The 13,887-nt window shown below is 51.3% G+C and carries 6 protein-coding genes; 1 reads left to right on the top strand and 5 read right to left on the bottom strand.

The window, feature by feature from the left end:
- Nucleotides 1-9: 9 nt before the first annotated feature.
- Nucleotides 10-702: a potassium channel family protein gene (locus NFR55_RS00590; protein WP_251545200.1), complete on the top strand. Its 693-nt coding sequence runs from the start codon at nt 10-12 to the stop codon at nt 700-702.
- Between the two features lie 9 nt (nt 703-711).
- Here NFR55_RS00590 and NFR55_RS00585 read toward each other — a convergent pair whose 3' ends face one another.
- The 5 genes from NFR55_RS00585 to NFR55_RS00565 all read right to left on the bottom strand — a co-directional run bounded on the left by NFR55_RS00585 (nt 712) and on the right by NFR55_RS00565 (nt 13,786).
- Nucleotides 712-1,932 (bottom strand): Ger(x)C family spore germination protein, encoded by a 1,221-nt coding sequence (locus NFR55_RS00585; RefSeq protein WP_251545199.1) that lies wholly within the window; start codon nt 1,930-1,932, stop codon nt 712-714.
- The gene (locus NFR55_RS00580; RefSeq protein WP_251545198.1) at nt 1,919-3,088 is read right to left on the bottom strand and encodes a GerAB/ArcD/ProY family transporter; all 1,170 of its coding nucleotides are present in this window, start codon (nt 3,086-3,088) and stop codon (nt 1,919-1,921) included. The genes NFR55_RS00585 and NFR55_RS00580 overlap by 14 nt, the downstream gene beginning before the upstream one ends.
- Complete coding sequence (locus NFR55_RS00575; RefSeq protein WP_251545197.1) at nt 3,085-4,494, bottom strand: spore germination protein; 1,410 nt, start codon at nt 4,492-4,494, stop codon at nt 3,085-3,087. Before NFR55_RS00575 ends, NFR55_RS00580 begins: the two co-directional genes overlap by 4 nt.
- A gap of 205 nt (nt 4,495-4,699) precedes the next feature.
- Nucleotides 4,700-5,239 (bottom strand): phosphoribosyltransferase family protein, encoded by a 540-nt coding sequence (locus NFR55_RS00570; protein ID WP_251545196.1) that lies wholly within the window; start codon nt 5,237-5,239, stop codon nt 4,700-4,702.
- Nucleotides 5,240-5,476: 237 nt separating this feature from the next.
- Nucleotides 5,477-13,786, bottom strand: coding sequence for a substrate-binding domain-containing protein (locus NFR55_RS00565; protein ID WP_251545195.1), 8,310 nt, complete (start codon nt 13,784-13,786; stop codon nt 5,477-5,479).
- Nucleotides 13,787-13,887 lie beyond the last annotated feature (101 nt).

Here is a 13,887-nt window from a genome sequence, read left to right as displayed (position 1 = left end):
TAAACTCAAATGGCAAAAGCTATAAAAAAACAGTACGCCGTAATAGGACTCGGACGGTTCGGAATAGCCCTCACCCGCGGGCTTAACGCGGAGGGCGCGGAGGTGCTCGTTATAGACAGCGACCCCGACAAAGTAAACGATATAGAGCCTTATTGCACGCAGGCGATTTGCGCCGACGCAACCGACGAAGCCGTGCTCGAAAAGATAGGCATACGCAACTTAGACGTAGCTGTGGTATGTATGGCGGGCGATATAGAAGCAAGCATATTCGTTACGCTCACCTGCAAACAGCTGGGCGTGCCGCAGGTAATAACCAAAGCTCAAAACGACAAGCACCGCCACGTGCTCAAAAAGATAGGCGCGGATATGGTGATAGTGCCCGAGGAAGAAATGGGCGCGAAGCTCGCGGCAAATCTCGTAAAGCCCAACATGATAGAGGTTATGTCGCTCTCCGACAATTTCCGCATAGTGGAAATAAAAACTCCGCTCAAGTGGCAACACAAGACTCTGATTCAACTCAACCTGCGCAACACCGAAAAAGTATCGGTAATACTCGTTAAGCGCGGCGAAGAAATTATAGTAACTCCCGCCGCCGATTGCGAGCTTCTGCCCGACGATATTCTCGTTATAGCCGGCACGTACACCGACACAAAGCGTTTGAGCGCGAAAGCCACTCAAACGGTGCTCGACACTTTGGAATAAAACTCAAAATCAAGTTTGAATGCTCACGTCGGCTTTTACCGTTACAACCACGTTATCGAGCTCGAACGAGTCAAACCCCTCTCGGCAAAACTTGCGAAATGTTTCGCGTATTCCCAAAAAGTCCACCTTGTTCTCTTTGGAGAACGAAACGGCGGCAAGCAGATTGTTTTGTATAACGCTTTCGAATTCGTCTTCGATAGCGTTTTTCCATTTGTCGTAAAACAACGGACTGCCGCAAATGCGCGAGTCGTCGAGCCGCAATTTCATCTTTATTTTATACTCCATTACGTTCTCGCCGTTTTCGCGTTTAACCGAGCGTTTCACTTTTTTCTTCGTAATGCGGGTTGACAGGCTCTTTACCTCCTCGCCGTCTACGAGCACGTTTCGCAGTTCCACCAAGCCGAAATCCGAATTCTTATCCTGCCACACAACTCCTTTGGTGGTGTAGGCGTCGAGCATTACGGGCAACTTACTCTCGCCGCCGTACACGGCTACGGTATCCGCGGCAACGAGTTTTTTGCGTTCCGTGCCGCCGCCCGAGCTTTGTCCGCTCTGCCCGCCCGACGAGCTTCCCTGCCCGCCTCCGCCGCCCGTGCCGCCGGCCGCGGCGGGTTGAGCGTCCGACTCCGAGCCTTCGAGTTCCACGCACGGCATGATAGCCGCATGCGAGCTCGAATTGAGCGTTTGCAAAAACCGCAGAGCTGTGGTTGTGGCTACGTGGTTGCCGCTCTTGCTGTAAGAAATCAAACTGCCGAGCTCGGCGTCCGAGCTTTCGCCCATCTGTTGCGCCTGCTCTATAAAGTCAACCGCTTTTGACGCGTTGCAATAAACGAGATACGCGCCCGGTCCAGCCTTGCCCGACGACATAAGATAGCTCACGTGCTCGGTAACGTCCTCGAGCGTCATGCCCTCGCCTATAGCCACGGTGGAAAGGTGTCCGTAGTCCACGCGCCTCCCGAGCCCTATCTCCAAATTTTCGAGAGCTTCGCTTATACTGCCGCCCTTTGCCGTAGCAACCGTGCTCGCCTTTCCGTCGCCGTTTTGCGCAACGGGCACGGCAAGTTGCGCGGCTACGGAAACCTCGCCCACTCCGCCGTCTATGCCGAGCACCGTTGCCACAACGCGCAAATCCGAATACGGCATGCCGCGATAAGGCAGGCACAGCAGTACCAACCCGAACAGTATGCAAAACAGTTTGTATACGAGTATTCTTCTCCTACGCGTCATCATCTTCCGCACACTCCCGTTCGTTTATTTGTTCGCAGTCCTCGCCCATTCGTTCGCACTCCTCGCCCTTTCTCTCCCGCCGCCTGCCGAGCAAAGACACCGTGAGCATGAGCGCGGGCACGGCGAACTGAAACGCTATCGCGGGGATTGCCACGTAGTCCGCCATAACCGTGTGCAGTCCCGTTGCCGACGGAATAAAGCAGGAAATAACGAACAGCGTTACGCCGAGTATGAGAGCGGGCAAAGTCCTGTTCATGGGCGCGATTGCGCGTATGCAGTACGCCGCCGCGTAAGCGAACATTCCTCCTTTGAGAAACACCGACATCATCCACACGCAAAACAGTATGAGGTCTATTCTGCCCTGCATTATGTTGCCGAGCGCGTAGTGCGACATGCCCGTTACGTTTTGCCCGAAATGAATTATATAGCACACGTTGGAAAAAGAAGCGGTAAGTCCCAAAGTGAAAAACAGCACCACCGCGGAAGCCGTAACGCCCGAAATCATGGAGATTGCAACCGTTTTGCGCGAGCGTTTCACCGAGCCGAGAAACACCACGAGCGCGGAATAGTCGCCGTACCACATAGCGTATCTGAGAGAGTCTGCGGCAACGTCGCGAGCGGCGAACTCGCCGAACGGAAGCACCTCGGTAAAGTCTACGCCCCTGCCGATTAAAAAGAGCATTAAAACGGTTGCCGCCAAAATGAGCGGAAACAAAAACTGCGCGGTGCGCCCTATGGCTCGAGCCGTGCCAATGCTTATCACCGTTGTGAGCGCGAAAAAGGGCACCGAGTAAACGCACCAAGGAAATTCGGTAAACAGGTTTTCGGCAAAGAATATTCGCACCTCGCCCGAAAGCAAAAGCAGTTTCAAAAAGAACATAGCCGCCATAAGCGCGAATATTATCTTAGCCGCGATTTTGCCTACCGTTGCTTTAAGCAGTTGCCCGAAGCTCTTTTGCGGCGACAGCGCGATTGCCGCTGTTGCGCCCGCAAGACACACGAGTTCGGCAACGAGTATAACGAACATTGCTATCACCGAGTCGCGCCCGCAAGACTTGAGCAACAGCACGGGAAGCATCATCATTTTAAGACTCATGCCGAGTATGAACACCAACGCGAAAAGTTGCGCCGTGCTTATTCTTTTTTCGGTGGAAATCAACCTATCCTCCTTTTGTTGGGCGAGCCTATCGCCTCGGGTCGCGTTTTAAGACTGAACAGCGGCGCGCGCACAACTCCGTCTTTTAAGTCGCCGGAGATAAAAGGCGCGAACGGCGCGAGCGACGGCGTACCCAAACTGTTGAGCGAGGCGAGGTAGTGCACGAGCGCGATACTCGCGAGCAACAGCCCGTAAACGCCGCCGAGTCCGCCCACGAGCGTGAACAAAATGCGCAGTAAACTCGTTGTGCCCACTATGGCCGGCACGGTATAAAGCGCAATACTCGAAAGCGCGATTATCATTACGCCGGGCGACGATATTATGCCCGCTTTAACGGCGGTGTCGCCGAGCACGAGCGCACCCACTATGCTCATTGCAGTACCCAAACTTTTGGGCATTCGAATACTCGCTTCGCGTATAATCTCGAACAGCAGCATTATAAACAGTATTTCCCACATAGGCGTGAGCGGTATTCCCTTTAGGGAGTTAATCACCGTAATCAGCAGTTTCAGCGGGACCATTTCGTAATGATATGTTAAGTCCGCAACGTAAAGCCCGGGCAAAAACACCGCAAAAGCCACGGCTATAAGGCGCAACACTCGCAAAAACGTAGCGAAACTGTTGCGCTCGTAATAGTCTTCTCCCGAATGGAAATCCTCTATGAGCATAAACGGCACGGTGAGCACTATGGGCGAGCCGTCGACCACAACCGCGACTCTGCCCTCGAGCAGTTTGGAAGCTATGGCGTCCGGCTTTTCGGCTGTGCCCACCTGCGGAAACAGCGAATACGGTCGTTCCTCGAGCACGGGCACGAGATAATGGCTGTCCGATATGGAGTCTATGTTTATGCTCTTTATGCGCTCCACCACCTCGCGCACAAGACCGGGGCGAACTATACCGCCTATATAGCAAACTCCCACGGCGGTGTGACTCTCCCGCCCTATATGAAATTTTTCTATGGCGAGTTTGCGGGTGCGCAACCGCTTTTCTATGAGCGTTATGTTGGTTTTGAAATCTTCGGTAAATCCCTCGCGCGGACCTCGCACAACCGTTTCGGTGGGCGGCTCGGTTATGGAACGCTTTTCCCAGTTCTTGGTGTTTACGGTTATGCAGTCGGGTATGCCGTTAAGAAAAATTACGGCGTCGCCCTCCAAAATGTGATTAACCGCTTCGCTCTCTTTTACTATCTCGGCTTCGCTTACCACCAAAATATCGGTGAGCAAATCATACAGACTCGCGTCTTTGCTCCCCTTGCCCGCGCATGCGCGCAAAATGGAGCGCAAAGTATAAGTGTCGCTTAGGTCGGGATGAAAAAGCACCACTGCGCGGCGTTTACCCAAAGAAAAATTTCTTTGAAAGATGGTTTTGGGATTTTCAAACGAATTAAGTAAGGCGTCTACTCTTTCCATACGCATATTGTGCGATATTGAAAGGAAAATAATACAAAAAAACGGGCGCGCTTTTCGCAACCCGTTTTTATATGGCAATAGTAACTACACATGCTCCATGCGGGAGATTGCCGCGCTCGCATGGCTCGCTCGCAATGACAATATAATACTCCCACCCGTCATTGCGAGGGCACTTGTGCCCGTGGCAATCTCAGGCGGTAGAAAACTACAATAGCGGGATATCGCCGAGCACTATAACGTCTTTGCGATATTTTGCGTCGCCCTCGGCAAGCACCGCGGCTTTGAGCGCGAGCGAGCCGCCCGCCATTTTCACAAGCTCGGTGAGAGCCTCTATAGAGCCGCCGGTAGACACAACGTCGTCCACCACCGCCACGCGTTTGCCGCGCATAAGTTCGGCGTCGTGCGCGGAAAGATACATGCGCTGTTTCTCCTTTGTGGTTATGCTCTTAACCTCTACCGAAATGCCGTCTTGCATGTACAGCTTTTTGCTCTTACGCGCAACCGCATAAAACGGATGCCCTAAGTTACGCGCAACGCAGTGCGTGAGTTGAAGACCTTTGCTCTCCGCCGTGAGTAGCACGTCCGCCCTGTCGCCTATTTTTGCCGCAAGCTCTCTGCCGCAAAATTCGGTTAGTTCTGTGTTGCCGTGCAAATTGAAAAACGCTATTTTAGGTCCGCTTTCGAGCCGAAGCACGGGAAGGTCTTCTTTTCTGCCGCATATATCCACGGTGTAAAATTCTTTCATTGGGGTATGTTCCTTTTGTATGTGTTTTTTATTGCTCATGTATGGGATTGCTTCGTCGGGCTTACGCCCTCCTCGCAATGACAAAGGTATACCGAAGGAGATTGCTTCGTTGGGCTTACGCCCTCCTCGCAATGACAAAGGTATACCGAAGGAGATTGCTTCGTCGGGCTTACGCCCTCCTCGCAATGACGGGTAACCCAAACGTCATTGCGAGGGTACGCAGTACCCGCGGCAATCTCATTCGATAGGAGGCGTAGGCAACTCGCTCGCCGTAACCGTTATTTCCAAAACGTTCGACGTAGCTATTACTTCGCCGTTCAGTTTCGCAATTACCGTTACTGTCGCTTTGCCCTCCGCTATCTTCTCAAAAGTTTGAGTTGTTTCGTCAAACCTAATGGCGGGCGTATCGCCGTCTTGCGTTACGGTAAATTCATACGTTACGCCCTCGGGAATATCCGAGCTCGGATTTGCGGTAAGTTCGTATACGAGTTTGTTTCCGTTCGTTTCGTCTATTTCGAGGGTAAGCGTGTAAACGGTGGGAACGGGAACGGGTTTCTCCACCTCTACGCTGTACACAACTATATCGCATACCGCTTCGGCGACTTTATTACCGCCGAGCGAAGCAGTCACGGTAACTTTCGCCGTGCCCGCGCCCACAACGGTGAACACGCCGTTTTCGTTTATGGTGATAACGCTTTGGTCATCAACCGAATACGCAAACGTTGCTCCCGATACGTCGGTTTTGTCGCTTGCCTCAAGCGTAGGCGTAACGGTTTTAGCCGTATAATCCACCGCAAGAGTGAGCGTATATTCGGTGGGAACAACTACGGGCGGAGTGGGAATATCGAGAGTTACGGTAGTATTGTAGCCCGCGTAAACGCCGCTCGATACCGTTGCGGTAAAGGTTACTTTAATTTCTTTGCCGTTCGCTTGGGGCTTGAACGCGTAAGAATATCCGCCCGTATTCGCGGTAAGCACTATATATTCGCCGCCGCTCGTTACGGAGTAACTCACGGTATAGCCCGCGGGCGCAAACGCAATCGTTTTGCTTGCTTCGTTAAGCTCGGGTTTTCCCGCGCCGCCGAGTCCGCGCACGGTTACGATAAATTCCTTGCTTTCCACAGTGCCCGCATACGCGCCCGAGATTATCACGTAATGCACGGTAATGCTCACCTCGGTATCGGTTGCCGCGGGTTTGATTACGCAGTTGCCCGCGTTGTCTATTGCGAGAAGCTCGGAGTCGCACTCGTAGCGCATAAACGCCATGCCGCTCGGAACTGTTAAATTAAGTTTACCCGTGATTTGCGCGTTTGCCGCAGTGCCCGCGCCCGAGTTTACGCCGAGCGTAAGCGCACCTTCCTCAAATTCGGGTTTGGAGTCGGCGGGAACGGTTATGCTAACCTCTATAGCAAGCACAGTGCCTTCATACGGCTTGTTGTCCTCGCCCTCTTTGATAACGGCGGTGATAATTACTTTCACCGTTTGTTCGTCCTTACCCTTTATATAAGTATACGTTCCGTTACTGTTAAGCGTGAGCCCGTTGCCCACCGTGGAATAAGCGCAATCCGCGGTATAGCCGCCACTCAATTCAAACTCAAGCGTGCCGCCCGTCTTATCGGCGTTTTCTTCGAAACCGCTGTTATCAGTTCCCTTAAGCACAAGTTGGGGCGCGGGTTTCTCGCTTACCGTAATGTTCTTTTCTATAGCTATTGCCTCGCCTGTCGCGCCCGCATAGCTTACCGTTGCAATAGCGGTAACCTTTACCGTGCCCGTAAAGTCGCGGCTCGGAGTAAACACGCCGTTCGCGATTATGCCCGCCGCGGGATTATCCAAAACGTAAGTTACGCTTTCCAAAGCACCCTGCGAAACCGTCACGCTCAAATCGGCGGTTTGTATCTGCGTAATACCGTAATCGCCCTCGTGAGTCCACGAAATATCGGGAGCTACTATTATATTTATATCTTCTCTCGCACTGCCCGTGCGCCCCTTGAAATATCCGCCCGTTATCTCGTACGAATAGCTCAAAGGTACGTTTTCGGTCGCGTTCGCATAATATACGCCGCCTGCTATTTCCACGCCGCCCACGGTAAACGTAACTTTATACGTAAGATTGGTATCGCGCGAATCGCGGGAAACTGCGAGCAAATCATTAAGGTTTTGGCTTTCGCCTTTTTTGAGCCACACCGTGCTTTGCTTTACGCTTATTGCGGGCGCGTCGTATCTATCCACCGTAACGGGAACGGAAAGAGTATAAACAACGCCGTCGTATGCGCCGCCCGTCACCGTTGCTTGAAGAGTGAGCGTTGCGCTCACGGAGTCGGTCACGTTGTAGTTCGCCGTAAGAGTGAACGCGTCGTTATTCGTCGCGGTATCGGCAACGCTACCCGTCACAATGTTTTTAGAGTCGGAGAACTGCCATTCATAAGCTACGTTGCCCCTAAAGTTCGCGTTTTTGCTAACGCTAACCGTCTTGCTCGCGCCCGGCTCGAGCGATACGTGAGCGGAGCTCAACGCAAATCCCGCCTCGGTTGCCGTGATTATCGCTCTTGCGGGTTGTGCGCTATACGCCACGCCGCCTATCGCCGAGGTGTACGCCGTAAACACCGCTTCGCCCGTTTTATTCGCAGAGAACTGCGCAACGTAGAAATACTTGTTATTTTTCTTCACGATATCGCCGTTACCAAGCGCGGTTACGTTTGCGCTCGCGGCAATGCTGAAATTGTCTTTGGTTGCGCCGAGCACGGCGGAGGGCGCGTTCGTGTATTCCACCACCACGGTGATGAATTTGGGCGAGTCAATGTTAACGCCGCCGTTCGCCGAAGAAAGCTTGCTTGTATCAACCTCTCCGTTCTCGGTTATAAGTTCTTGCACCGAGGTTACGCTATCAGAGGAGTAATAAAGCGTGCTCGTTATATTCGCATGCTCTTCGGTAAATTCGAAACCGTAGCTTGCGGTATAAGTTTTTCCCAGCACGGTTACGGTTGCGCCAACAGTACCGCTTGCGCTGTTGTAGCCCGCTTTGAAACCTATTACCTTGCCGCTCTCCGTATCGTTGTTTATATCGAGAGCATCGCTCGAGAACACTACGCTCGGCGTAAATCCTTCGGGCGAGCTTACTTTGAACTTGTAGTTGCCGAGATTTTTCTTATCGAGCTTGTTGCTTGCGGCGGTACTGCCGTTAAGCTCCAAACTTATCGTAGGCTCGTAGCCGCTCGCGGTAAGAGTGAAATACACCGTGTTGGATACAAGCACGGCATTGCCGAGATTTTGCACGGTTGCCGTAGTGGAAATCGCAAACTGCGCGTTGCTTGCAAGCGCGTCGGCTATCTCCGCGGTTTTGCTCTTATCGAGAGTAACGGTATACTCGTTGCCGTCGCCTACCCGAGCAACCGCAAACAGTCCGCTGTTGTTGCCGCTTACCGCGGGAAGAGAAACGGTCATATCGTAGCCGCTCGCTTGCGCCGCCGTTACGGTGAGCACGGCAGAGCTATCGAACGCGTTAATCGCGGTTTTGTTCGCAGAAATCACGAGTTCCGGTCCGTCGGTAACGCGAATTTTTATAACCTTGGGCGTTTTGTCGCCGTAAGATACGCTTACGTTCGCGTTGCCCGACTTGAGCGCGCGCACCGTAATATTGCCCGAGTTATCCACGATTGCCACGGCAACGCTTATATCCGAACTCGTTACGGTTATGCCGCTCGTAACATTTCCGAGGGCGGGCACGGTATAAGGCAGGTACGCGCCGAACGCCGCCGTCTGCCCGCTAACCACGGTGAACTCACTGTTATAGTCTATTTCGTTTTCGCCCTGCTTTACGGTGATATCGCCGAGAGGAACGGACACGGTTATAACGCCGCTCGTAACCGAAACGGTTTCGTTTCCGTACGTGTAAGTTGCGGTTACGGTAAACAATCCGTACGCGCCCGATAAGGTAAACGTACCCTTATTTTCGGTTTGGGTAACGGTAAGCGAACCGCCCAAAATATTCACCGAATATTCTATGCGCGCGTCCTCGCCCGTTATTTCATTGCTCGGATTGCCCGCGTCGTAAATGCCCGCAAGCACCGTTACGGCGTTGTTATCCGCAATGGCAAAAGCCGAATTCCATTTATCGTTCTTAAATTTAATGAGCCGCTTGTTTGTTTGCGTGCTAAGCGTTATGCTTATTGTTTTGTTGCCCGCGGTTAAGCTGAGCGTTGCGCTTTGGGGCTTGAGCACGTTCAAATCAACGGTGAGAATATTGCCGTTGCCGCTGAGCGCAAACGCATTTTCCGCGCCCGCGTTGGCAAGCGCAAACTTGAACGCAGGGTTCGCAGGCACGCGGTCGGAGTCGCCGTTGTTTATTATCGCGCCGAGGTTATACATAACTTTGCCGCTCACACCGTCGGCGGTAAACGTAACCGAGTCGCCGTTGTTGTAAGTTTTCGCACTTTCCGTACCCGTCTGCATAGTAAGCGTAAGGTCGGTCACGGGCACGTCTACGTTTATATACGCGTGGAAATAGTATTCGTGCGTTACCGTTTCGAACTCATTTGTTGCGGAGTTATATTCTTTATACGTTTCGGTAACTTTAACGGTGAGCAGTTGCTTTTTTATTCTCTTGTTTGTAAGCGCAATTCTATAACCTACGCACCCCGCACCGTCGCCGTTAAACGTTGCGTTTACTCCGTTTATCGTATTTACGAACTCGTAAGTCAAATTGCGCTTATCCGCGTTACCGAAAACAAATGCAAAGTCATATTCGTTGTTTGCGTTAGGCGCATTGTCAAAAGCATAGCCTATCGTTTCAACGCTTTGGGTTCCGATGTCCGCACTCTCAAAAGCCCAAATATCGCACTTGTTGCCTTCGCCGTCAACGCCCGTAGCTTTGAAATCTTTTTCTATTATCGGCACGGTAATGCTCAAATTTCTTTCCGCTACGATATTTCCGGCGGCATTTTCCATGCGGAACTTGTAATCGCCCGTTTGCGCTTTGTCGGTCAGCTCAAACGATATCTCTCCGCTACGCTTGTGTTTTTGAGGCTTGCTCGAAGGCGGAACGCTGAAATCGGACGGCAAATCCGCCGTAGTCTCAATACCGTTGCCGAAAGAAGAATACTTTAACGAAAATACCTCGAACCTGTTGTCTGTGTCTTTTCTTTCCTCATATACCACTTGGTAATAGAAAACTATTCTGTTCACGCCGCCTATGACAAGCGACAAATCGGATATTTCTTTTGCCTGCGTGTCGATTTCGGGATTGGTATAGTAAAATTTTATGCTTTCCACTTTTACGGCGGTATTGGATACGTTTATGTTTACGGATTTGCTTATGCTTCCGTAAGAAAACTTAATTGTGCCGCTCGCGCTTTTACCCGTAGGACAACTTGCCGTAAACACATTGCCGGTTGCGGTTTTGCGAGTTATATTTGCGTTTCCGTCGATTTTGGTTTCAAGCTCGCCGCAAGCGAATTTTTCGAGTTTGCTTGCGTACTTTTCCACAATAACGTCGTAATAGTTTCCGAATTTGATTATTCCGGAATAATAAACTCCGAAATCGGCACTCGACCAAACATTCATTTCCCGATTATAATCAATCTCGTTATCGTAATCGTCGTTGTCGAAAATTTTTACGTCGTCTATGTTGCGAATAAAGTTCCATTCCGCAACAGCCACAAACTGTTTGTTAATCCAACTCACAACATCTCTGCCGTTTGTAAGAATTACGTTGCCGTGCGGATTTACGTCGGTTATTTCATTTGTGATTTGCGCTTGCGTTCCGTAGCTGTAATAGCAGAACACGTGCTGAAAGTCTATTTGGTCTTTTTCGTATTCCGTTCCCGTTAAAGACGGGTCTACTTTGTTAGCTCTGAACGTGAGTTCGTACAAGTCGCGCAAAATCGTTATGTTGTTTCCGCTGAGTATGCTCGCGTAGCCCACGCGGAAAATCGCTTTGCTTTTATCCGCTTTGTTTAAGTCCGTATCCGGCAAAAAGTAGTGCCAGTCACCGTCTATGAATTTTTTGGGGAGAAGAATTTTGGCGGTATCCGCACGCAAAACCGCAATATCGAAATTGAGAAGGTCAAAGCGTTTTACTTGGTTCGCGTTGGTTATCTGCAAGTTACCCGAACTTATTTTAAGCTCATCTTGCGTTCCCGTGCTCGAAATATACCCGTCGCCGATTGCATTATCCGCACTTGCTGGTCTGTTATAATAGTTTTCGCGCTTTGCGTCCGGATTTTTGAGCGACACGCCCGTAACGGGCATTTTGTATTCCACGCGGATTACGCAAGTATCGTCTCCGAGCGAAAGGCGCACGTCGTAAACGTCGGCTTTGTATTCGCTCGGCACAACGAATTTGCGCTCGGAAACCGCGCCGCTCTGAGAAAGCGCGGGCGTGGAGTTTACTCCGAGTTCGCCGAGGTTTCCCGTAATATCGCCCGATTCGGTAACGCGCACGTCTTCGCCTTTATCGTTTTTGGTGTAAAACGCAACCATATCGCTTATGGCAAAAGCGGTGTAACCGTCTTTGCCCGTGCCCACGCCTATTGTGAGAAGGGCGTCGTACGGCTTACTCTCCGAGTAATCATTAGATTCCACCACGGTGTGTTCGTCGCACTCAAAGTCCGAGCCTGTGGGGAGTCCGTTTGAAAACAGTTTCGCAAATTCGGGGGCAATGCCTACGCTTCCCGCAATATGCGTTACTTTGAGTGTTACCGTTATTTCCTTTCTCTCAAGCGGCGTATATACGCCGTTCTTGTGGTCTTTGAACCCCTGCGACGCAAGCACAAACTTAAAGTCGTACTGTCCGCTCGCAATGCTCTTGCCCACTTTAATCTTTACTCCGCCCTTAAACGCGTTGGCGGCTTGCCCTGCGGTGAGCGCGGGTGTGATTGCGGAATTTTTGAGCCCGTCTATCACAAAAGTTTTATCGCGCTGCGCGGCGGTGGCGTTCGCGGCGGGCGGCGCAAATCCCTCGGGATATATTACGCTGAATTGGGCGTTCAAGCTGTTTTTAACGTCGGCGAATTTTACGTTTTGAGCGAGCGTAAAATCCAAATTGAAAGTATTCTCTTTGTCGGACGTGGTGTCTATAATGTGCGCGGTCTTTCCGCCTATGCTCACGTTTTCTATGTGCGCCAAAAGGTTTACGGTGATATCCTTATAAGCCTTGAAACCGCGGGGGTCGGTATCGCGCACCTGCACTTTGCACGAGCCCGTATCATATAAAGAGGTGATTTTAAGAACTATGCCGTACCCGTTGGGGTCGGTGGTAAACAAGCTGTTGGGCGAACTTAACGTGCCCTTCAAGCCGTCGGTGTCCCAGCTCGGTTTAACAATTCTGCCGCCGCGCTTTACCGAAATGCAGTCGGAAAGAGTGAACGCCAAATCGGACGCGTCCACGAGCTTCCCCCTATACAAATTTATCACGGCGGGGTCGTCTTTGCCGAAAGCCTCTCCCGTGTAAGGGTCGGTAACGACTATTTCGGTAATCTTATCCAAAGTATCGCTCGAAACGAATTCGAGTTCGAGCACTATCACAAGCTCGGGCGCACCGTCGCGCTTGGTGTTTGCCGTAAGTTTGATAAAGCTGAGATTGCCGTTGTTCGCACCCTCGGCTTTGAACTCCACGCCGTTGTGGCAGTAGCTCAAATCTCTGAAATTCAGATAGTCGGTGCGCCAAAAGCTCTCGGTCATTTCGGTGTATTGAGCCGACTCCCAGTCGCTTCCCGCGCCCGCTTCGACTTTGATTATATCCAGCTTTTGGTCGCCGCCGTTATACACTTTGGCATACTGACCGTTTTCGCCGAGCGCGCCGAGTTGCTCTAAGTCCAAACGGTAGTTCACGTTTCCTTTCGCGCCCGAATTGCCCTGTACGTAATACACGAGCTGATTTTTTTCGTCTACTTTGAGATAGGTGAGAGTATCCGACGATTTTGCGGGGTCTTTTACGAGCGACACAAAGTTTTTGGAGTTGTTGCTCTCGTAAAGCACGCGCACGCCGTCGCGCGAAACCACGTCGAAATGCTCGGCGTAAGAGGCGGTATCCACCTTGCACGGCAGCCTTAAGCCCACGTCTTTGGAGTATTCGCTCGTAACTATAATATCGAAATCGTTCTTTGCGTCTTTATTTACGGTGAACTCGAGTTCGCAACGGTATATATCGCGTTCGGAAACGCCCTCCTCCGCCTGCATAACTTTAACCGAATTTATTTTGGCGTTTACCAACGCTTCTTTGGAGGGCTCTGAGGTTACGTTTATAAGCGCGTTTACGTCTTGCGCAGAAAAGCCCGCCTTTATCTCCATATCGAACACTACCGAATATTTGCAACTCGGAGCAACCTTGTACATGGGTTGAGAGTCTTGAGTAGTACCCGATTGGCAAAGGTCGCCGCCCGATATTACTATGCGTTCCACCGCGGGAGGGTCTACCGCCGGAGCTTTTATTACCCACAGCACGGCAAACGCCGCGCTTGCGGCGGCAAGCAGCGCGATAAGCACTATAAACAAAGCGGTACGCCCTTTCTTTTTGGTTTCCAGCTCTATTACTTTATCGGAAATAGCCATTTTTCAACCTCTCTCGAGTATACTTACGGTTTGTCACTATAATAATACAGTATTTACGCAAAAATGTCAATATAGCGACGCGCCGAAATACATTTATTTTA

The sequence above is a fragment of the Pumilibacter intestinalis genome (assembly GCF_943193005.1).
GTDB classification, from domain to species: Bacteria; Bacillota; Clostridia; order Christensenellales; family Pumilibacteraceae; genus Pumilibacter; species Pumilibacter intestinalis.
This window is presented reverse-complemented; position numbering and strand designations above follow the sequence as displayed.